This is a genomic window from Phycisphaeraceae bacterium (genome assembly GCA_019636675.1).
In the GTDB taxonomy this organism is placed as follows: domain Bacteria; phylum Planctomycetota; class Phycisphaerae; order Phycisphaerales; family UBA1924; genus JAHBXC01.
Genome location: JAHBXC010000001.1, coordinates 954,040 through 974,566 on the forward strand (window position 1 = coordinate 954,040; position 20,527 = coordinate 974,566).

Annotated in this window: 18 protein-coding genes; all 18 read right to left on the reverse strand. The window is 70.9% G+C overall.

The genetic code is table 11. The features are described from left to right. Nucleotides 1–2,235, reverse strand: coding sequence for a hypothetical protein (locus tag KF684_04070; protein MBX3352085.1), 2,235 nt, complete (start codon nt 2,233–2,235; stop codon nt 1–3). Beyond that, entirely contained in the window at nt 2,235–4,790 is a 2,556-nt protein-coding gene (locus KF684_04075) for a hypothetical protein (protein ID MBX3352086.1), read from the reverse strand. The genes KF684_04070 and KF684_04075 overlap by 1 nt, the downstream gene beginning before the upstream one ends. A 95-nt stretch (nt 4,791–4,885) precedes the next feature. After that, nucleotides 4,886–5,458 carry a hypothetical protein gene (locus KF684_04080; protein ID MBX3352087.1) on the reverse strand — a complete coding sequence of 191 codons (573 nt, stop codon included), beginning with the start codon at nt 5,456–5,458 and terminating at the stop codon, nt 4,886–4,888. A 198-nt stretch (nt 5,459–5,656) separates the two neighbouring features. Beyond that, nucleotides 5,657–6,082 (reverse strand): hypothetical protein, encoded by a 426-nt coding sequence (locus KF684_04085; protein MBX3352088.1) that lies wholly within the window; start codon nt 6,080–6,082, stop codon nt 5,657–5,659. Between the two features lie 119 nt (nt 6,083–6,201). Beyond that, nucleotides 6,202–7,011, reverse strand: a complete 810-nt coding sequence (locus KF684_04090; protein MBX3352089.1) for a hypothetical protein — start codon at nt 7,009–7,011, stop codon at nt 6,202–6,204. Nucleotides 7,012–7,115: 104 nt separating this feature from the next. Further along, nucleotides 7,116–7,709 (reverse strand): hypothetical protein, encoded by a 594-nt coding sequence (locus KF684_04095; protein ID MBX3352090.1) that lies wholly within the window; start codon nt 7,707–7,709, stop codon nt 7,116–7,118. After that, nucleotides 7,706–8,398 carry a hypothetical protein gene (locus KF684_04100; protein MBX3352091.1) on the reverse strand — a complete coding sequence of 231 codons (693 nt, stop codon included), beginning with the start codon at nt 8,396–8,398 and terminating at the stop codon, nt 7,706–7,708. Before KF684_04100 ends, KF684_04095 begins: the two co-directional genes overlap by 4 nt. Then, entirely contained in the window at nt 8,395–9,174 is a 780-nt protein-coding gene (locus KF684_04105) for a hypothetical protein (GenBank protein MBX3352092.1), read from the reverse strand. Before KF684_04105 ends, KF684_04100 begins: the two co-directional genes overlap by 4 nt. Next, entirely contained in the window at nt 9,171–11,357 is a 2,187-nt protein-coding gene (locus tag KF684_04110) for a hypothetical protein (GenBank protein MBX3352093.1), read from the reverse strand. Before KF684_04110 ends, KF684_04105 begins: the two co-directional genes overlap by 4 nt. Next, nucleotides 11,248–12,897, reverse strand: coding sequence for a hypothetical protein (locus KF684_04115; protein MBX3352094.1), 1,650 nt, complete (start codon nt 12,895–12,897; stop codon nt 11,248–11,250). The genes KF684_04110 and KF684_04115 overlap by 110 nt, the downstream gene beginning before the upstream one ends. A gap of 81 nt (nt 12,898–12,978) precedes the next feature. Next, a complete protein-coding gene (locus tag KF684_04120) occupies nt 12,979–13,542 on the reverse strand; it encodes a hypothetical protein (protein MBX3352095.1) in 564 nt (187 codons plus the stop codon). Between the two features lie 90 nt (nt 13,543–13,632). Beyond that, entirely contained in the window at nt 13,633–13,995 is a 363-nt protein-coding gene (locus KF684_04125) for a hypothetical protein (GenBank protein MBX3352096.1), read from the reverse strand. Then, entirely contained in the window at nt 13,992–14,309 is a 318-nt protein-coding gene (locus KF684_04130; GenBank protein ID MBX3352097.1) for a hypothetical protein, read from the reverse strand. The genes KF684_04125 and KF684_04130 overlap by 4 nt, the downstream gene beginning before the upstream one ends. A gap of 163 nt (nt 14,310–14,472) precedes the next feature. Next, the gene (locus KF684_04135; GenBank protein MBX3352098.1) at nt 14,473–14,637 is read right to left on the reverse strand and encodes a hypothetical protein; all 165 of its coding nucleotides are present in this window, start codon (nt 14,635–14,637) and stop codon (nt 14,473–14,475) included. A 291-nt stretch (nt 14,638–14,928) separates the two neighbouring features. Further along, nucleotides 14,929–15,462 carry a hypothetical protein gene (locus tag KF684_04140; GenBank protein ID MBX3352099.1) on the reverse strand — a complete coding sequence of 178 codons (534 nt, stop codon included), beginning with the start codon at nt 15,460–15,462 and terminating at the stop codon, nt 14,929–14,931. Nucleotides 15,463–15,563: 101 nt separating this feature from the next. After that, nucleotides 15,564–16,943 carry a phage major capsid protein gene (locus tag KF684_04145; protein MBX3352100.1) on the reverse strand — a complete coding sequence of 460 codons (1,380 nt, stop codon included), beginning with the start codon at nt 16,941–16,943 and terminating at the stop codon, nt 15,564–15,566. Nucleotides 16,944–17,001: 58 nt separating this feature from the next. Continuing rightward, complete coding sequence (locus KF684_04150) at nt 17,002–17,796, reverse strand: HK97 family phage prohead protease (GenBank protein ID MBX3352101.1); 795 nt, start codon at nt 17,794–17,796, stop codon at nt 17,002–17,004. Further along, nucleotides 17,786–20,527, reverse strand: a complete 2,742-nt coding sequence (locus KF684_04155; GenBank protein ID MBX3352102.1) for a phage portal protein — start codon at nt 20,525–20,527, stop codon at nt 17,786–17,788. Before KF684_04155 ends, KF684_04150 begins: the two co-directional genes overlap by 11 nt.

Genomic DNA, 20,527 nt, shown 5'->3' on the forward strand with positions numbered 1-20,527 from the left:
TCACTCGCTCTCGCAGCTGAAGACGGGGCACACATGGACGCCCACGCCGAACTCGACCCGCCCGCCCAGGGAGTAGTCGCTCCGATGCCCGAAGGTCATGGCGGTGATCCCCTGCCTGCTCGTGACCGCGCCGCTCCAACCGCCGAAGACAGGGCTGAGCGCCAGCGCGTTCCACGACGCGCCGCCGGTGAAGGCGCCGGCGGCGTTGACGGAGCAGTTGATCGTGAAGATGCCCTGCGTGCTCGGGTTGCTGTCGATCGCCGGAACGCCGGTGACCCGGACGAACAGCCGCACGATGTCCGATTCGGCGTTGTACCACTGCGCCTCGATGTTGAGGAACCCCAGCGTGCCGGCGGGGATCGTCGTCGGCCCCGCGCCGGCGGAGTAGGGCCCTGCGCGCCGAAAGAGGTTCTTCGGGCTCTGCGCCACGCCAACCGCGCCGGTGTCCAGCCGCCAGCGGTCCGTCCAGGTCGACCCGCCGCGCGGCAGCTCGACATCGAAGGCCGCGCTGGCGAAGTTCTGCAGGCGCTTGGCGCCGCCGAACGCGTTCTCCCAGTACTCGCCGTGGAAGAAACCGACGACGCGGATGGTGGGCGCAGCGCCCAGCACCAGGTCGAAGTCGCCGTCGAGGTCGCACGCCGCACGCTCGTCGCTCCCGGCGCCGGCGACGGGCAGCGGACCCTCCCATCGGTCCGAGCCCGGGCACGGGCCACCGGAAGCGACCTGACAATCGGCGCAGGGCTCGCCGACAGGGCCCACGACCGCGACATCGATCGATCGCTCGTCGACGACCTCCTCGAGCGAGAAGGCGCTGCGCGCGTGCCGCCCGTCGATCCATTGCTCCGTGAGCCCGTCCTGGGCGAAGCGCACGCGCACGAGCCGCGCGATGCCCAGCAGCTCGCTCACCGCGAAGGTGGGCAGCGCCTCGTGGAGCGTCAGCCGCTCGACGGCTTTGCCCCCCGAGGTCGTGTTCACGCGCGCCGTGACGCGACGCGCGTACCGCGACCCGTCGCGCCGCTCGATGAGGATCCACTCCGCGGCGCCAGCCGTGCCCGAGTACACGGGGAACACCGCCGCCGGCGAGCGGTCCGCCACGCGGGTGCGCTCGATGTCCAGGGTCGTGCCCGTCACGCTCGTCACGCTCGGGGCGACGCGCAGCTCCTCGACGGGGCTGCGCGCGAAGAAGGGCAGCGCCCCAGCCGCGCGCGAGTCGAAGAACTGCAGCAGCCGGCGGGCGCGCTCTCGGGTGAAGCCGATCGATTCGACGCGCAGGCGATGCGGGGCGTACGGACCCACCACGATCGCGCCAAGCCCGTCGTCGTTCCCTCTGCCCTGCAGCGCCGTCGCCGCGAAGCCCGCGCGCGAGCGCCCGCCCTCGAAGCGCACATCGAGCAGGGGCAGCCCGTCCGCGATCACCGTTGCGCCCGAAGGCGACGAGCCGAACGCCACCAGGGGCGGGATGCGCGGGCCCCCGGTCTGCGTGGGGTCGGCGCCGAAGGCCGTGCTCGCGGTCCCCGCCGTTGCGCCCAGCTCGCGCAGCGCCACGCGGATGCGCGCGTGCCGGTCGGTCATCCACTCGGGCTCGCTGATGAGCAATGGCTCGACATCGATCAGGGGCACAAGCCGCGCGCCCGCCCGGAACGATCGCTGGATGTACTCGAGGCTATCCGCGGCCTCGAATCGCACGCGGTCGGGCTGGATGGGGTCGCCCCCGGAAGACGACACGCGCACGCGATGGAGCTCGAAGTACGGCCACGCCATCCCGCGACCCGACGCCCCGTGGGGCCCGCTGGCGGCCTCGGCGTCCACCAGCATGACGCGCTGCCCGCGGGCCAGCAGGCGCCAGGAGGGATCGCACTTGACGAAGTCCTGGAAGCCGCCGAGCACATCCTCGGTGAGCTCTGTCTGTTCGCTCCACAGCGGCGCGAGCGTGGGCGCCCGCGCCATGCGGCGCAGCCCGGCCAGCAGCGCCACCGCGTCGCCGGGCGCCTGGGCCCCGAGCACATACTCGACCGTCCGCCGCGCCGCCCCCGCCAGCGCCGCCCGCTGGGCGCCGCCGGTGAAGGCCCGCTGCTCGAGCGTGGTGTAGGCGTGCGTGATCTGCACCCCGGCGATGAAGTCGGGACGCAGACAGTCCACGAAGGGCCAGCTCTCGCCGAAGGCCGGCAGCGTCGCGCTCGACGCCAATGGCCGGGCGCGCATCAAGCCAGTGGGCACGCCGTTGGCGAAGGCCATCACGAAAGCCCCCTCGCGCCGGGCGCTCCGCCCGGTGCGCTGGACGACGCCTCGCGCTGCGCCGCGAGGATCTCGTCACGCGACGCACGGCTGCCCAGCAGCCGACGCGCGTTCTGCTCGTCGGTCACCATCACGGGCAGCACCGTCACGCCGCCTCCACCGGGTGAGGAGAACACGCCGAAGGGATCCCCCCCGGGGGCAGCCCCCCACGCCCCCGACGCCTGCGCGAACGCGTCGACGAAGCCCCCGGCGTTGTAGCCCGGCACGGACGATGAGGACGACCGCCGCGGCGCCGGCATACGCGGGCCCAGGCGCAGGCGTGAGAAGTCGATGGTTGAGAGGTCCCCCGCGTTGACGAGGCTCAGGTGCTCGCGCACCCCGGGCAGCGCGACGACCGGAGCGCGGGTGATGTGCTCGCCGCCGGCGACGGCGATGATCCGGTCGTCGCGTCCGCGATAGGGGCCGGGAACGAAACCGCCTGCGTCGAAGCCCAGGAACCCTCCCAAGAAATCGAACACGCCGCCGAAGAAACCCCCGCCTCCTGGGCTGGCGCGAGAGCCGCCGAAGAGCAGCGTCGCCAGGTCGGCGGCGATCGCCTCATCAGCGATCCGTCCCAGCGTCTGGACGAACACATCGGCGAAGCTTCGCAGGCTCCCTTCGCCCTCTCGCAGCTGCCCGAAGAACCCCGCCAGCGGGGACTGCACGCGCTCGCCGTACTCGCGCGAGAGCGAAGTCAGCTGGTCGGCGCCCTCCTCGAGCTGCTGGCGCGCACGCTCAAGGGCCTCTCGCACCTGACGGTCGACCTGCGTCTCCGACGACAGGTCGATGGTGACGAGCAGGTTCCCTTCCTCGTCGACGAGGCCCTGCAGCTCTTCGAGCAGCGCGCGGTTGCGCTCAATGGTCGCCGCGGCCGCCTCATCGCCCAGGCGCAGCGACTCGGCCAGCCGCGCCCGCGCGTCGGTGACGAGCTCGTTTCGGCGCGCGTCGGAGATCTGCCCCGCGTCGGCCAGGTCGTTGGCCCGGGCCAGCGCGCGGTTGTACTCGTCCTGCGCCTTGCTGAGGTCGCGCAGCAGCTGCTGCTGGACCTCGCCGTTCTTGGCGAGGTTGAAGAACAGCTCGCCCTCGCGCAGCGGCCCCTCGTCGAAGAACCCGGCGGGGAACTCGGCGGCGGCGCCGAGGCGCTTGAAGTTGTCCTCGAGAGCCAGCACCGCCGCGTCGAGCTCGGAGACCAGGCCCAGCTGCGCGACCAGCTCGCGGCGCGTCTGGTCGTCGAAGTCCGCAAGCCCGAAGGCGCGCGCGTCGCCGCCGCGACCAGGCCTGCGGTCTCGGAACTCCGGAAGCTCGTTGCGCGGCTGCTCTCCCGCGAGAACCCGGAGAAGATCCGTGTTCGCGTCTCGAAGAGTCCGGAGGCCATCTGCGACCTCACGGAATCCCGTGGCGCGAGCGACGAGTTCGGCAAGCTGCAGTGCCTGACGACCAGCGAAAGTATCGATGGAGTCGGCAGCGCCGCTGAGCTGCGCTCGCTGCGCGTTGATGTCGTCGGGCCGGGCAATCGCGGCTAAGCGGCTGATGACAGCGCCGATGTTCGCGATGAAGTCGTCCACGACGGACAGTGGATCCCTGATGCGCTCGATTACCTCCGCGAGCCCTTCCGCAGCGATGAGCAAGGTTTCGAGGCCGGTGTTCACCAGCGGCAGGATGAGAAAGCCGGTCCGTTCCAGCAGATCGTTGAACCGGCGCTGCGCGACAAGCTGACGACCGGACTGTGAGTCGGCGGCCTCACCGGCTACGCCGGCAAAGCGGGTCTCGAGCAGATCCACGACCAGGCCGTCCCGGAGGGCCTTCTGAAACTGACGCGGCGCGAGCTCGCGGCGGATCTCCTGGAGCTCTGGCAGCAGACGCCCAAGCTCGCCAGGCTGGCCCGTGAAGGACTGCGCGATCGCGCGGACTGTCTGATCGAGGTTGTTGTCGAAGAGCGCGGCGGCGGTGTCTGCGCTCACGCGCAGCAGCCGCTCGAAGTCGAGGTCCGTCTGCCCGGTCTGCGCGACGAGCTGCCGCGCGCCCCCGAGAAAGTCTCCGGCGGCGAAGATCTGCGTTTCCCGCTGAAGCTGTTCGGCCAGACCGACCAGTTCTCGCTGGGTCTCGACCGCCCGCTCGCGCGAGCCAAGCTGCGCGTTGAGGAGCCCGAGCAATCGCTGCTCGCTCTGCTCCTGAGTGACGGCCAGACCGATCGCCCGTCGCGCCCCGGCGAGGCCGATGTACGACGCCGCCGCGGCCCGAAGCGTGCCCGCCAGCGAGCTGAGCGCGGTGCGCTGCAGGGTGATCTCGGCGTTGCTGTTCTTGGCGTTGATCGTGACATCGCCCTGGGCCTTGGCGAGGTCGCCGCTCGCGCTCGCGCCCTCGCGCGAAGCGACCGCCGCGCCGGCGACGGTGGCGCCGGCGCGGCGCTGGGCCGCGGCCAGGTCGTCGATCTGGCGCGTGGCCTGATCGAGGATCTCCTGCCCCTGCTGGCGGATCTTGAGCAGGAACTCCAGACTGGTGCTGACCTGGCTCACGCGTCACTCCTGGTCGGGTTCGTGACCTTCGAGCAGGCCGCGCAGGCGTTGCTCGAAGGCGTCGGCGGCGGACCACACCGCCTGGCGCAGGTCGCTCATCTCCTCGGCGCGGTCTCGGTCACGACGGGCGCGGGCCCGATCGAGGACTCCGCCGAGAGAGTGCAGGGGGATTCGACCGGCGTCGGCGAGGGAGTAGCCGAGCCCGACGAGCTCGTCGATGGCGTCGTGGGCTTCGCCGAGGGTGAGGTATCGATCGCGTGCTCCACCATCGTCATCAGCAGATCGATCATCGATGACTTCAGCTTTCCCAGGCGTTCCCTCGCCTCCGGGTTGAACACATTTAGCCGGAGGAAGGCGTCGGCCAGGCGCACCGTCGAGCGATCATCCTGCACGACTCGGATGCCGCGACGCTTCGCGTTGTCGTCCAGCGGCTCGGCGGTGCGCAGCACGCACTGAAGCGCGTCGTAATGCATGGCGGCGAGCGCCTGATCCATGTCAACGCCAGGCCGCACGCGAGAGATCAGCTTCGTCCAGTCCTCGACGCACTTGCCGAGGTCGAAGCCGCCGAGCTCACGCAGCCGGAAGGTGCCCACCGCGCCGTCGGGATACTTGACGAAGACATCCTCGTGTCGGGGAACGGGCGATGCCACGAAGTCCGTGTTGTCCATGACCGTGCTCCAGGAAGTGCCCACGCCGGCGCCGGGCCGAGAGAGTGCCCGCCGCGCCGCCGTTGCACCGTGGTACGCCGATATCCGGCGTCCGGGTTCCTTGACTGTTCGCCTCCGCGCGTTCCTGCGCGGCAAGTGGGGCCGAATCCTTACCCTTGCGAAATCACCCGCCGGCGCTCTCGCGCCGGCGGGCGTGTGTCATCGCGCCTGCAGCCGCGAGCGCATCTCGGCCAGAGCCGCCTCGCCCGCGTCGATCGCGGTCCGCAGGTCGTTCAGGGGCCCCGACTCCAGCGTAATCATCGCGTCGTAGGCCCGCTGGGCCTTGTCAATCGCCTCGCGCAGCGTGGCGAGCGGGTGAGGACGCGCCACGAACGCCACCGTGTGGCGGGCCTCACCCTCGCACCCGCCCACGGAACAACCCCCGGGCTCGAACTGCCTGAGCCTGTTCCGCAGCGAGGCGAGCGCCCCCTCGATCTCGTCACGGGCGGCGCCGGGCGAACACTGCCCCAGGGCGTGCTCCAGCGAAGCGATCGTGACCTTCAGAATTTCAATCTCTCTGCCCATGTGCTTGCTCTCGTGCTCGAAAACTTCGTCGCTCGCCCCCCGCGCTCCATGCGGGGTCATGGCCGAGTCCTTGCCTCTGCGAATCGGCGCATCGCGCTGTCGCGCGGCGCGCCGTGTGTGCATGCCAAGATCCGGGGCCACCTTTCCGGGGCCCGGGATTTCCCCGGCGCCTTCCGCGGTCAGCTCGTCGTCGTGGGCATGGGCGCGCCGCCCAGGCCCAGCACGCCGACGATGGCGCCGGGGTCGAGCACATCCAGGATGAGCTCGTTGAAGTTGTCCACATCCACGCCCAGCCCCGCGTTGCCCGCGCTCTTGAGCAGACCGCGCGGGATGGTGCGGACGCGCTGCTTCGTGCCGCTCTCGGCAACATGCCAGACCTCGGCGTACACCTCCACGCCCTTGATGAGGGTCTGGGGCTTGATCTCGTAGCTGGTCATGGCCGCGGCGGTGCAGGTGACGACGATGGTCGAGCCGGCGGGGATCGCGCTGTCGCTGGGGATGAACAGGATGCCCTTGACCGCATCGACGATGTAGTCGTTTCCCTCCTCGTACTCGACGGGGGTGGGGTCGGTGTCGTCGGTCACGGTCACGGCGGAGATGTTGAAGATGCGCTCGCCGTCGCCGTCGACCAGCGCGCGGTGCGAGCCGAGCACGATGTCGTCGTACTCGATGTCGGCGACCGAGCCGCTCGCTTGGGTGAAGCCGTCGACGCCGGCGGCGCCGGAATAGATCGCCACGACCTCGGCCTGCTGGTTGCGCGTCTGGATCGTGATCGACTCCTTGAAGCGCGTGATGTCCGACTCGTCGAGGGTGAGCGCGCCGCCCCGCTGGTCGTAGGAGTCGAGGTTCTGTGTCTCGTTGCGGGTCTGGGGCGCGGCGTTCGGGACGCCGATGTCGAGCAGCCGGTGGTCCTGGGGCCACGAGAGCGGGCGCACAAAGATGTGCGTGCCGAACTTGCCGTGAACTTCTCTGCTTCGCTGCCTGGGCATGGCTCAATCTCCGGGTGAGGCGGCGGTCTGTATAGCACGCCGCGCGGGGGTGTGTGTTCTTATTTCGCAACTGGCGCAGAAATTCTCGACATTGCGCCCTGCGCTCAGTCGTCGTCGTCTTCCGGTGGCGGCGGCTGGAGCTGCTGGCCGTCGTGCGTCAGGTCGAGCGTGGCGCTCAGATAGGTTTCGCGGTAGTCCCCGCTCCACGCCTGCGACCAGGGGTGGATCGTCCACTCGCCGCCCTCGAGGTGGATGGGCGAGGCGTCGAGGCGGAGCAGGCGCCACAGATCGGCCAGGCGGTGACGCAGCTCGAGGAGGGTTTCGCCCTCCGTATCGGTGTCGAGCGCCTTGACCACCACCTCGACGGCGGCGGCAATGGGCTCGTCGCCGGGGCGTCCGCCCCCGCGTCCGCCCGGGGGCAGGGACGCGGGCTCGGTGGCGACGACCCACGCGCCGGGGAGCTCGGTGTCGTCTTCCAGCAGACCCGCGAGCGCGCCGGCGCGCACGCGCTTGAGGAGGGATCCCGTCGCGTCGGCGTAGTCGTCGTGCGCGGGCAGGTAGATGTCGCTCCACACCGACACGCCGATGCTGCGCAGGGGCACGCGGCGTCGCTCACCGACGCGAGCGGCGCGGAGCGCGTCGGCGACGGCGGAGACGGCGGCGATCTCGGGCTCGAGGTAGTGCATGGGCTCGCTCACTGGTCGCTGCTCGGTGGTGTGGACTTGGCCGGGTCGGCGCTGGCGGCGCGGAGTTTCTGCTCGCGGGTGACGCCGCGCACGAGCTCCTCGCCGAACTGCGCGCTGCTCTGGTTGATCGCCTTGCGCGCGGGGCGCTTGGGCCGGATGCGGACGCGCGGGACGAGGGCGAACATGGGCTCGACGGACTTGCCGTCCGGGGCGGTGCGTGCGAGCAACGGCGGCTTGCCCGGGCGCTTGACCATGAACAGCTCGCCGGCGAGGGCTGGGTCGCGGGGGCCCTGGTAGATCGGGATGCCCCGCTGGTCTCGTGCGGCGCGCAGGGGGATGGCCAGCGCCCGCGCCTTCTCGGGAGTGATGTCCGGCAGCTCGCCGCCGGCGCCCTGGGTGCCGAGCTCCTGGACGGCGGCGTAGCGGTCGACGAGCGCCTCGGTGAGGTAGCCCACTCGCACGACGGGCATGCCGCGCTCGTCGGTCTCGACCCGCACCACGCGAGAACGGATGAGGGAGCCCGATCGCACGCCCACCTCGACATTGTTGAGGTTGCGCGCGAAGCGCTGATCGATCAGGGCCGCGCCCCGTCGCGCCCCGCGCAACAGCCCCGCGCGCAGGACATCGCCCTGGACGCCCATGAGCGCGATGGCCTTCTGGGCCTCGGCGGCGACCTCGAGCTCGATGCGCAGCGTGCTCATTCGGGCATCCCTCCGAGGTCGGCGGCGGTCTGCAGGTTGAGCGCGTGTTCCCAGGTCGCGTAGCGCTGCAGGGTCTCGCGCACGCTGGGCGCGAGACGCGCGCTGGCGAAGGTCTGGGTAGCAACGCCCTGGCCCACGGGCTTGCCCTCGCTGCGCAGGTGGGGCTGCTGTCGGCGTCGCCAGATGAGCGCCGCCTGCGAGAGGCACGCCTCGACCAGGTCGGCGGGCACGGGCGTCGCGCCGTTCGTTGGCGTCCACGCGTCGGCGTCGGACACGGGCTCGAAGCCACATGCGATCTCGATGCGCAGGGGCGTCGTGACGCCCCGCCGAAGCGAGGCGAGCACCAGCGCCGACCGTTCGCGCGTGAGCAGGATCGCCTGAGTTCCCAGCGAGGAGTAGACGCGATAGTCGGCGTCGTCGACGAGGGCCGCGCCGTCGAACGCCACGCCGAAGTCGTCGTGGGCCTCGGAGTCGTGCCACAGCGCCGCGACCGATTCGATCGGCTGGGCGAAGGGGACCTCGATGAGCGGGAGCGTGGTCAGCGCCTCGCGCGAGAGGTTGACGCTGGCCGCGGGCCTGCGCACCAGGCAGCGACCGGTCGCTTCCTCGAACGCGGTCGTCACGCCCATGAGCACCGCGAGCAGCTCGTCGCGGCGGGCCTGCTCGAGCGAGCCGGTGAGGTCGAGGCGCAGCAGCAGCGCGCTCAGGGGCGCGAGGGGGGCGCCAGCGGGCACGGGGCCGAGCGCGGCGGCGACGGTGGGGACGGGGACGCTCACTGCGCGGCCTCCATGAGCAGGCGGATCATCGCGCCGCGCGATCGCCCGCGAGAACGATCGCGGCCCGCGGCGGCGAAGGGCACGCAGATCGGCTCGCCGGGGCCGGCGAGGGCGAACACGAAGACCTGGCACGCCTCGCTGTCGGGATCGAGCGCGGCGCGCACGCAGACGAGCGGGGACTTCTCGACGCGGATCGCGCCGCGGGGCAGCGTAAGTGTCCGCCAGAACCACTCGGGGTCGCCCTCGCCCGAGGCGGGGGGCAGGATCGGTTCACCGGCGATGAGGTTGCCCGAGTCGTAGCCCTCGGAGTTGCGGACGCGGATCTCGACGATGCGGGCGAAGTCGAGCTGGCTGTCGCGCTGCAGGAGCATGCCGAAGGGCACATCGACCGGCGTCTCGGGCGCGCCGGGGTAGTTGCCGGTGAAGACCAGGTCGGCGAGCAAGAGGACGCTTGCGAGCTGACCCGACGAGCTGACCACCGCGATGGCCGGGGTGTTGTCCTCGCCGTCCGTGGCGAAGGCCTCGTCGAGCCAGGGCGCTCCGACCACGCCGTCACCCTCCTCGTTGCGCGCGTTCTCGATCGTGACCGAGTTGCACACCTCGATGGGCGAGGAGTCGAAGTTCTCGGATGCGAGGTCGATCACCGCCGGCGAGTTGGGGTCCGAGCTCGGGATGATGAGTTGACCCGTGTTGTCGAGGCCGCGTGTCAGCCGCACATCGACAAAGACCTCCTCGGCCAGCGAGTTGGGCCGACCGGGCGGGAGCACCGCGAAGGACGGGTCGCTGACGATCTCATACGCGTCGCCGGTGACGCTCAGCTCACCCAGCGTCAGGTCCTCGCCGCCGCCGCCCAGGTTGCGCAGATAGAACCGCCTGGTCACCGTCGAGCCCGCGAAGCCGCGCGGCATCGCGACGGTCGACCCGGGGTTGACCTGCTGCACGATGTCGGGCTCGGTGACCCGCAGATCCCACAGCAGCGTGGCCGTGCTGACGCCGTCGAAGACGGTGATCGTCAGCCGCACCTGGAGCGTGGCCGCCAGCGGGAGGAAGGGCAGCGCTCGGAGCATCGCGCGGAGCGCCGGCCACTTTCCGGTGCGCGTATACACGCCGCCGCCCTCGTTCGACAGGCCCGAGTTGGCGATCGCCTCGGCGGAGAGTCCGATCTTGGTCGGATCGTCGATCGTCAAAGTGAAGTCGAGATCGGCGTTCTCGAAGTCGTAGATGTCAGCGCCGGGGAAGATGATGGAGGGGACACCGACGGTGACAACGGCCAGGTCGACCTCCTCGTCGGCGATGACGGAGGGCCGGGCGTTCGCGGGGAAGGGCAGCGCGGTGTTGTCCCACTTCAGCGCGCTGGCGGTCGCGTTGCGCAGGTGCCAGCCGCCGATCATGTCCTGGATCTCGGCGTCGTCGTCGAGCACGACCACATCGGCGGCGGTCCGCCCGAGGTCGTAGGCGTGCGCGAACAGAGAGAAGATCGGGAGCTCCTTGATGGAGCGCAGCGCGCCGCCGTTGTGGAGCGCGGCGTGCACCTCACGCATGCGATCGAGGGTCATCGTCTCGCCCCAGCCGATAGCGAAGTCGGCGACCGAAACCTCGTTGAGCGTCGAACCCGTGCCGGCGCCGATGAGCAGGCGGCGGAAGAGGTGCTCGACCGGATCGACATTCGCCGCGCCGCCGGCGGTCACCTCGACGCCGTTGACCCAGAAATAGGGCCGGTAGGAGAGTCCGTCCTCGCGGCGCAGCCAGGCCGCGGACGCTCGGAGCATCGTGCCGTTGGGCGCGTTGCCGGCGCCGATCGTCGTGTCGTGCACATTGCCCGTGGTCGGGTCGCGCATCACGATGCGCGCGTTGCCCGATGCCGACGCGTCGGAGCGCATGTGCATCGAGGGCCGGTTGCTCGACGCCCCCTCGAGCGAGAACAGCGTGGGCTGGACGGAGCCCTGCACGGGGCGGATGAACAGGATCGTCGCGAAGACGCCGGTCTCCGTCGTGGGCGGCGGGAGATCGCCCTCCTCGATCTCGTCGTACAGCAGATAGCCGCCCGTGGCGTTGCTGCGGCGCGCGCGAGCATCAGCCGCCTCCTCCGTTGGGGATGACGCCCACCCACAGCCGCCCGGCGGTGGGCGAGACGACGAAGCGATCGAAGACCGGCGTGCCGTCGCCAGAATCGCTGAGTGCAAAGTCGTAGATGTGGTTGGGGATGCCGTTCGCGCCCGCCTTCGTGAAGTGCAGCGAGGTCCCGGTGTTGCGGACGCGCACCTGGTAGATGATCGACGCGGGCCAGCCCCAGTCGACCTCGCGCCCCGCGAGGCCGACCGCGAGCGCGCACCCGAAGACCGGGTTGGCGGCGAGGTCGCGGTACGACGCGGAGAACGCCGGGTTGTCCAGATTGGGGATGTTGACATTGCGCAGTCCCCACTCCGCCATGCCGACATCGCCGGGCTGGTAGCCCTCGACTCGCACGCGGTTGGCCGTGGTCGGGGTCACACTCCACGCCGACTCGACCTCGAACCGGATGATCGCGTCGTCGGTGTCGTAGGTGCCCGACTGCAGCGTGTAGGGAGTCGCGGCTCGGCGGGTCTCGATCACCTCGCCCGCGGCGTCGAGGAGCGAGACGATGCAGCCACGGATATTGCGCCTGTCGCGCGACTTGCTCGTTTTGTTGATCCATCCCGCGGGCGAGTGATCGGCGTTGTCCGCCTGCGCCACATCGACAGTGGTCGTCGTCGCCGCGTGCACGACCGAGGTCGTGTTGACCTGCAGGGGCCTGCCGACATCGCTGCCCTCGACCACGAAGGTCTGACCGTCTTCGGCGAACACGCGCCCCTTGCGCTGCGCGATGGTGATCATCGGCTCGTAGCCCAGGCAGTGCCCGGCCATGACGATGTCGAGCTTGCGCCCGCCGGACTGGCCGCCGTTCGGCAGCTTGATCAGGCCCGCCTCAAACAGTGAGAACAGGTCGATGCCGCGTTGCACCCCGCGGCACAGCAGCGTGTCCTTGTTTCCGGTGTCGGCCTCGTCGAGGCCCAGGAGCGTGATCCACCGCTCGCCCGCGTTCCGCGCGAAGTCTCGCCCGTACCACTCGTGGTGGCGCCACGCCATGAGGTTGTAGGTGGTGTACGACTCGCGGCACTCGAAGAACGGGAAGCGGACCTTGGCCTCGATCGCGGCGAGCGAGGGCCAGTTGCCCGGCATCGTCAGCCCCTTGTCGGGGATCACGAGCGCTTTGTTGATGTCGCTGAAGCGGAAGGCGGGCATCCCCTCGACCGGCACGACGCCCGGGGCAAACTCGTCGTCCTCCGGATCGAACGCGACGCCGGTCACGGTGATGAACCGCTCGAGGTACTGCACGCGGTTGTTCGCGGGGATGTGCGGCGGGTCCGCTGAGACGAACACCAGCAGCGTTTCCCCAGGCATCAAACGATCGCCCACGCCAAAGCCGAACGACGGCACAAAGCCCCCGCCGCGTCCGTCGAGGGCTTGTCCCGACGATCCGTTGACGAAGGCGAAGTGCTTCTGTGCGCCGTTCCGCAATCCCGCGCCGGAACCCGTCGGGCCAGGCGTGAGGCCGGTTATGACCTTGCCGCCGACGCCGACATTGGCCCAGTGCCGGCAGGCGAGCATGCCGTTGCCGTACTCGCCGACGGTGATGGCCTCCTCGAACTCAACCGAGATGGGCGTGCCGATCGTGGCGTCCGTGATGGTGTCGGTGACTGGCATCGAATCGCGCCCGTCGCGCTGTCGCGCGGCGTCGCGTGGAAAGTGGGGCGCCGCCGTAGGGCGGGCCCCGGGCCCGGGCGGTCAGCCGTCGGGCGAGGCGGGACCGAGCGCGGGGTAGAGCGACTCGAACGCGGTGGGCGACGGCTCGCGTCGCATCGCCGCGTCGAAGCCGCGGCGCAGGAGCGCGGCCTTCATGAGCAGGTCCTTGCGGTCGAAATCCGAGAGCCCCGGCTCGGTGGCGATGCGCGGCTCGGCGTAGTCGAGCAGCCGCGTGGCGGTCTGGTCGAAGTCGGCGGCGGGCAGCGAGCCGGGCGCGGCGCACCCGCCCTGGATGAGCGCGAGCCCGAGCAGCGCGCCCGCGCCCAGGAGCAGCGCGAGCGACGAGGGCGCTCGCACCGATCGCGGCGTCGCGGGCAGGTCGGTCTCGCCCGGCGGGGTCATGATCTTGCCGGCGCCGGCGCGGTGGATGAGCAGGTCGACCAGGAACAGCACGACTGCGCCGAGCGCCGCGGCGACCCCGCCGGCGAGCTCTCCGGCCTTGACGACCTGGTCGGGTTCGAGCTGCCCGCCGAGGAACTTCGCGGCGACGGCGGTGAGCGCGACAGCGAAGGCGCGGGCGCCGAGCTGGATGATTCGGGTGAACATTCGGGGATCTCCTGATGGAGGGTGGTGGCTCAAGATCGCGCATCCGTGCGCGCGGCTCGCGTCCGTGCAAAACAGAAAGGGGGTATGCGGTCAGGCCGTGATGGCGACGGCCAGGAGCGTGCGTGCGGCGGTGTGGATGACGAGCGAGACGGTGTCCCACGCGGCGTGCGCGGCGCGGATTCGGGTAACGCCGGCGAGCGCGCGGGCGTTGGAGGCGATCTCGCCCAGGCGGCGCTGGCGTTCTTCCGGGTCGGGCACGAGGGGAAGCCCGGCCAGGTCGGCGGCGATGTGGTGGGCGAAGGTGCGCAGGTCGGAGTCGAGCCCTTCGACCACCCCGCGCAGCGAGGCGGCGAGCGCGTCGGTCAGCGCCTCGACCTGCGCGTTGTGCGGCTTGGCGACGAGCGCCTCTTCCCTCGTGCCGTGTGCCTCGTGGCTTGTGCCTTCTTGATTCATCGGTGCGTCTCCTCGAGCTGAACGGCGGAGGGGTCACCGACCCCGCGCGCCTGGATGCGGACGATTGGGCTCGCGCCGCCGACGAGCGGCGCGCAGTCGCCGGGGTTGAGCTGGGGCGGGGTCGCGCCGTCGCCGTAGTCGCCGGCCTGCGTGCGCCAGCGGTATTCGACCGGACCGCCCGCGTCGGCGGGCACGCACAGCAGCATCCCGCGCGCGGCGACGCCGTCGCCCTCGCCGTCGCCGGCGATCTCGTCGGCGATGAACACATCCGTCCAATCCGGTCCGACGGGGATGTTGAGCTGTCCGTGGCGCATCGCGCGTTCCTTCTTCAGTGTGCGGGCGGGGGTCTGAAACGCGGCGTCGCGCTGTCGCGCGGCGGCTCGCGTCAAAGGGAACGCTGTACTTCCGGCGTGGCGCCGGTCGCACACCGTTCCCGCGTCCCGGTCCGGCACGGGGCCGGTCCGAGAACGGGTCGCGTCAGGCGGGCTTGGCGGGCGGGTCTGTGTAGACCTCGCCGTCGACGATGGCGAGCAGCGAGGCGCCCATCTGGCGCGCGCGCTGCGCGGTGAGGCGGATGGTCTGGTTCGTCGAGTAGGCGAGGCCCTCTTCCACGATGGGGACTCGACAGCGGAAGCGGCGCACGCCGCGGTATGAGACCGACCCCACATCGGTCACTCGCGCCGGAGGAGACTTCACCGCTGAGGGCGCGGAGGGCGGAGTGGGGTTGGCCGGTGCGGGCTCTGTCTTCTCTTCCCCGCTCCCTGCTGCCTGCCCCCCGCTCCCTGCATCCCTGGTCTCGTCGACCTCGGCCATGCGGTTCTCTGCGCCGGGGATTGGCTGCCTACTGGTAAGTGTTCTCTTTGCCATCTGCTCTGTCCTTTCTTGCTTGTGTGCCTCGTGCCTTGTGCCTTGTGCCCCGTGCCTCTTGCCCTCTTACGAGCGGTAGCTCCCGCTCACCAGGTTGATGGCGCACTCTGCTGTGCCCGTAAGACTCACGGCCAGGGGCATGCCGTGGCGACCGACGACGAGGGGCGAGTGATCGCCGGCGGACTCGTATTGCTTGTTGGCGTCGCCCACGGGCAGGGTGGTGAGCGCGCTCATGCGGAACACGCGTGAGCCCGCGGGGATCGCCGCGCCGGCGGCGGTAAAGGTGACCACGCCGGTCTCGTCGTCGACGCCGGTGAGCGTGCGCACGATGGAGGGCCCGCCCAGGAGCTCGACGACGACCTGGTCGTCCTCGCTCAGCCCGGTGACATCGCGCAGCGTGGCGCTGGCGCCGGGGCTGTTCGTGGTGGCGATGACCTCGTGCTCGCTCGCGCCGCGCGAGACCGAGACGGCGCCGGCGGCGTCGTCGCTCGTGCAGTCCAGCAGGTGCAGGTGCGGGGCCTCGTTGCGCACGGCGGGCACGGCGACGGCGACGGAGGTCGTGCCCTCGGCGGCGGGGATGGAGAAGGATCGGCTGCTCATGGCGGTGGCTCCTGAGGGTGACTGGCGTTCTGCGAATCCGGGCGGCGCGGCGACCCGCGCCGCCCGGTTGGTGTCCGGTGCGCCCTGTCGGGCGGCGGCTATCAGCCCGCTGCGGTGCGCAGCGCGACCGCGGCGTCGGGGTAGTGACCCACGGTCATGGCGCATCGCGCGAGGCCGCGGAACGCGGTCTCGTTGGTGTCAAACTTGAACTCCTTCGACTCATCCACGGTGAACTGCTTGCGCAGGCCCAGGTAGTAGAGCTTGCGAAGGTCGCCGTAGATGCCGAAGGGCTTGCCCGCCTGGTCCGCGTCGCTCGTGCGCGGCATGCGGCGCCAGCCCCACTCGTACTCGACGCCCATGATCGTGCCCGGCGCGCCGTTGGCGGCGGGCGCCCAGACGAAGTTGCCGTGGTTGTCCTTCTTGCCTCGCAGCGCGAAGATCGCGCTGCGGTCGACATGGAGCTTGGCCCCCGGCGCGTGGATGCGCTCGAGCGCGGCGAACGCGGCGAGGTAGTCCTCGAACTGCGCCCCGGCGATCGTGGCGCTCTGGATGGTGTGCTGCGCGATCAGGTTGCTCTGTAGCATGCCCGTGAAGTAGTAGTTGCCGGGGTTGTAGGGGAAGCCGCTGACCGCGCCGGAGGCGACGCCGTTGAGGGCCTCGTCCTCCCACATCTCGGCGATCGCGTCGGCCATGTCCTCGGCGATCATGTCGCCGATGGAGGGCAGCATGTTGTTGTCGTCGAGCAGGAAGTTGTTGACGATCGACAGCGCGCCGTAGTCGCCGGCGTCGAGGTCGAAGGTCTGGGGGTCGCCCAGGTCGCTCGTGGTGATGGGGCTGCCGCGCGAGACGCGGTACCCGCGGACGCGTCCGCCGCGTCGGCGCATCGTGACCTTCTTCTCGGGCATGGGCAGCACGCGGACATACTGCTGCAGCACCGTGAACTTGAAGATGGTGCCGAGGATCTGCGTGTCGAAGACCTGCTGCACGAACGAATCGCCGCTGCCGGGAGCGCCGGTCAGGTCGCGCTTGTTGATCGCGTCGGCCTGACGGGCCAGCGTCTCGTTGCGCGAGAGCACCTGGTCGCGCCCGTGCGCGCAGCGCGAGAGGGCGAGGAGCGCGAAGTCACGCGCCGACCGCTCGTCGTCGAAGACGCGCAGGTTCGCGTTGAGGCCGCCGCGCTGGCGCTGGTCGAGCATGGCCAGGGAGTTCTGGGCCAGCGCGTCGGCGATGCGCTGCTGCTCGGCCTGCAGGTCGCGGATCATGTGGAGGTCCGCTGCGCCCTGGTCGATCTGGGCGCGCTGCGCGTCGAGCAGCGTGCGCACGCTGCGCAGCTCCTCGACCAGCGCGGTGCGCGCCTCGCGCAGCTGCTCGTCGGTGGTCATCTCGCCGCGCGCGTGGCGCTCGAGGATCTCGATCTGCCTGTTGGCGATCTCGTTCTTCTGCGGATCGGTCTGTGCGGGGGGCTTGGTCTGCGTGGGCATCGTCGGTCTCCGTGACGGGTGGTGCTTGCGGCGCATCCCGTGCGCCGGATGGTTCGGGTCAGATGAGGGTGATCGATCGCGTCTGCGGCGCGGGGTCGTGCTTGGCGGTCGGAGCGGGCTGCGCGGGCGAGCCGTGCGTGAGCATCGCGTCGAGGGTGTCGCGTGCCTCGTCGAGGCGGGTTTCAAGGTCGCCCGCGCGTTCCATCGCGTTGGCGAGCTCGCGCTCGAGCAGGGCGACGCGTTCGGTCAGCGTCTCGCGCTGCGCGCCCTCGGCGCGCATCCACTCGACCACGCGCTCGCCGAACTCGCGGTGCTCTCGCGGCATGGACTCGACGCCGCGCGTGATCGCTTCCTCGAGGGCCTTGGTCGTCAGCGAGTTTCGGTTGCTGGGCACGGCGACCAGGGAGATCTCGAGCAGCTCGACCTCGTCGTAGACCTCGTACTCCCCAGTACCGTCCTCGCGCGGCTTGCGCGAGCGCGCCATCACGCGGAAGCCGATCGAGAGCCCGCGCATGAACCCGTCGCGGTACAAAGCCCACCAGCGCTCGGCGATGTCGCCCTGGGCGAACTGGATCGTGACGAGCAGACCCTTGTCGTCGACGCTCGCCTCGGTGACGCGAGCGACCACGGGCGGGACCGAGGCGTCGCCCCATGTATTGTGCCCAGCGACGACCACGGGGTTGGTCATGTACTGCTTCAGCGTCTTCCTGAACGCCTTGGGCGGGATCACCGTGCCGTGACGGTCCATGTCGCCTGTGCTGGCGTACGCGGTGATCGTGCGCTGCTCGGTGTTGACGCCGCGCGTCTCGAAGGGCAGCGCCCGCGTCATGATGTCCATCGCTTCAGGCGGCATTGCGGGTGTTCTCCGGGGGCAGGTCTTCGAGCGTGAGGAATCGGAGGGTCAGCGTGCGCGCGGAGCGCTCGTCATCGTCGAGGAACGCGGCGACCTGCACGCAGTAGCAGTTGATGCGTTCGCTGGCGGGCGCGTCGGGGTCGCCGGGGTAGCGCAGCGCCGCGCCGTTCACGATGAACGCCTCGTCGATGGGGATGGGCGTCGTGCCGTAGGTCTGCTCGGCGGCGGCGTGGCTCGCGCGCGGGCGCCCGCTCGCGGTCAGCCACAGCTTGCCGGTGACGCCCTGCTCGCGCATCGACTCGTGCCGCGCGGTGTTCACCACGCCAGCGCTCTCGGTGAGCGCGGCGCGACGGGCCGAGGTGAACTCGCCGTCGTAGTAGCGCTTGAGGTCCTGCAGCAGGTCGTTGAAGGTCTTGGACGGGTCGCGGAACGCGCCGCGGATCGTGTCCTGCACCTCGGTCAGGCGCCGGGCCTCGATCAAACGCATGCGCGCGCCGACCTTGCTCAGGGCGACGCGGATGTTCGGGTCGCGCAGCATGAGCCCGGCGGCCTTGGCCGCCGCGTCCACGCTCAGCCCGGCCTCGAAGGCGCCCTGCGCCGCTCCCAGCCGCGCGGCGCGCTCGAGCGTCGGACGCAGCGCCGCGACGATGCGCTCCTGCTCGACGCGCAGGTCGAAAACGATGCGCTCCAGCGCGTCCTCGCTGATCGCTGCCCGCGTCTCTGCCCGTGTGGCTTGTGCCCCCTGCCCAGTGCCTGCCCCGCGATCGCTCACCTGCGCGGGGTCGATCTCGTCGCGCACGCGCTGGAGCAACGCGTCGCGCTGGCGGCGCAGGTGGCTGCGGACGGCGCTCTCGTACTGACGGGCCAGCGGGGCCCAGGTCGCGCGGTGACGCTCGACGATGCCGCGTGCTTCCGCGTCAGTGTCGGCGTGGCGCGGGCACGCGCACTCGTCGTCGCACGCGTAGGCACGCGCAAGGGCGCCAGCCGCCCCGGCGCCCGGCGCAGTCTCCGTGCCCACCGGCCCCGAGGGAGCACGCACCTCGGTTGCGGCGGGGATTGGAGGGGCTGCGCCGGGCGTGCCGGGAGGTACGGCGGCGTTCGTCTTTGCGGGTCGGCGCGCGTCGAGCATGCGCTGACGCATGGCGATCGCCCGCTGCTGCCTGCTCCCCGCTCCCCGCTCCGCCTCGTCGTCGTCCGGGTCTTCCGGGGACTCCGGGGCGTCCGGGGCCTCCGCCGGGTCGAAGTCGTCCAGGGTGGCGGCGGGCGCGACGCTGAAGGGGATGCGCGCCACATCGCCCTCGGGGCGGCGCGGCACGGGGATGTCGAGCAGGTCGAGCACATCGTTGAGGGGCTGGCCGTTGGCGACGAGCTGGATGGCGCTCGCCAGGGCCTCGAGCTTCACGCGCGCCACCGCGGGGTGGCTGTCCACATCGTGCACGAGGGTCAGCGCCGTCTCGGGCCCGCCCTCGAGAGGGTTGTACACCATCCGCTTGGCGGCGCCGTCGGCCATGCGGTCGACGGCGCGCATCGAGCGGTGGTTGCGCTCGCACATCGCGCGGGCGGCGGCGCGCATCCCGCGCAGCGCGTCGCGCCGGGCCTGACTGACGATCAGCCGCGCTGAATCGCGCGCCCTTCCGGTGGTCGGCCAGGGGTGCGCGGCGATGAGGTGGCGCGTGAGGGCGGTGTCGATGCGGTCCGCGACCGACGCCACCGCGCCGTAGATGAACATGGCGATCTGCGCGTCGGAGTTGGAGCGGTTCGCGTCGTCGACGATGCCGGCGACGATGGGCGGGGTGTCGAAGATCGCCAGCTGGCGCTCGCGCACCTGCTTGGCCAGCTCGGGCATCGCCAGGTCCTTGATGACCGGCGCCGGCGCGAGCTTGAGGCCCTTGTGCAGGACCGCGCTGCGCCAGGAGCGCCCGCGGTGGCGTTCGTCCCAGTCGCGCCGCATCTGGCGGATCTGCGAGGGGCTGAGCGCCGAGTCGGTCATGAGCACGGTGCCCGGGCTCGCGTCCTGCGCGAAGTACTCGGTCGTGTAGCGCATCATCTCGCGGTCGAGCGCCTGCGCCTCGCCCGCGCCCACGCGCATCGAGAGCCCGTCGAGCGGGTCCAGGTGACCGGCGCCGCCGGGCAGCGCGACGGCGATGAGCTCCTGCGGAGCGAAGGGGATCGTCGAGCCTCCGTACCCGCCCTCGCTCGGCACGAGGTACTCGTAGTGGCTCACGCGCGGGTGGACGCTGCCGCGCGTCCACACCGCGCGGAAGCGCGTCGAGTCGGCGATGAGCATCTCGCGCGGCAGCAGCCGCTGGAACACTCCCGCCTCGGGCCTCACCAGCGACCGCTCGAGCCCGAAGTCCTTGATGACCACCGCGCTGCCCCGGGCGCTCGTGAGCAGCTCGATGACGATCGACTCGACGAAGACGCGCGGGTCCTGGTGCGCGTTGGGCGCGACCATGAGCAGGTCGAACAGCGGCCCGCTCTCGACGATGTTGTCGTCGTCGTCGACCAGGCGCCAGGGCGTCTTGCCCACCTGCTCGGCGACGCGGCGCACCGCGACGCCCGTCCAGGTCGAGTCCATGCCGTCGCGCCTCGCGCCGGACGCCCGCGCGCCGCCCCTGTCGAACCCGTCGAACTCCCCACGCAGCCACGACTGCTGGTTGGACGACAGCGACCGCTGCAGCACGCGCTGCGCGGTCTGGTCGAGGTCGCGATGGGTCGTGGGGGTGGGCAT

Excerpts from the sequence above, each read along its gene's own strand:
- KF684_04130 (MBX3352097.1), bottom strand. The coding sequence starts at position 14,309 with ATGCGCCACGGACAGCTCAACATCCCCGTCGGACCGGATTGGACGGAT.
- KF684_04100 (MBX3352091.1), bottom strand. The coding sequence starts at position 8,398 with ATGAGCACGCTGCGCATCGAGCTCGAGGTCGCCGCCGAGGCCCAGAAG.
- KF684_04090 (MBX3352089.1), bottom strand. The coding sequence starts at position 7,011 with ATGCCCAGGCAGCGAAGCAGAGAAGTTCACGGCAAGTTCGGCACGCAC.
- KF684_04155 (MBX3352102.1), bottom strand. The coding sequence starts at position 20,527 with ATGCCCACCCCCACGACCCATCGCGACCTCGACCAGACCGCGCAGCGC.
- KF684_04140 (MBX3352099.1), bottom strand. The coding sequence starts at position 15,462 with ATGAGCAGCCGATCCTTCTCCATCCCCGCCGCCGAGGGCACGACCTCC.
- KF684_04080 (MBX3352087.1), bottom strand. The coding sequence starts at position 5,458 with ATGGACAACACGGACTTCGTGGCATCGCCCGTTCCCCGACACGAGGAT.
- KF684_04070 (MBX3352085.1), bottom strand. The coding sequence starts at position 2,235 with ATGGCCTTCGCCAACGGCGTGCCCACTGGCTTGATGCGCGCCCGGCCA.
- KF684_04115 (MBX3352094.1), bottom strand. The coding sequence starts at position 12,897 with ATGCCAGTCACCGACACCATCACGGACGCCACGATCGGCACGCCCATC.
- KF684_04120 (MBX3352095.1), bottom strand. The coding sequence starts at position 13,542 with ATGTTCACCCGAATCATCCAGCTCGGCGCCCGCGCCTTCGCTGTCGCG.
- KF684_04150 (MBX3352101.1), bottom strand. The coding sequence starts at position 17,796 with ATGCCGCCTGAAGCGATGGACATCATGACGCGGGCGCTGCCCTTCGAG.
- KF684_04145 (MBX3352100.1), bottom strand. The coding sequence starts at position 16,943 with ATGCCCACGCAGACCAAGCCCCCCGCACAGACCGATCCGCAGAAGAAC.
- KF684_04085 (MBX3352088.1), bottom strand. The coding sequence starts at position 6,082 with ATGACCCCGCATGGAGCGCGGGGGGCGAGCGACGAAGTTTTCGAGCAC.
- KF684_04125 (MBX3352096.1), bottom strand. The coding sequence starts at position 13,995 with ATGAATCAAGAAGGCACAAGCCACGAGGCACACGGCACGAGGGAAGAG.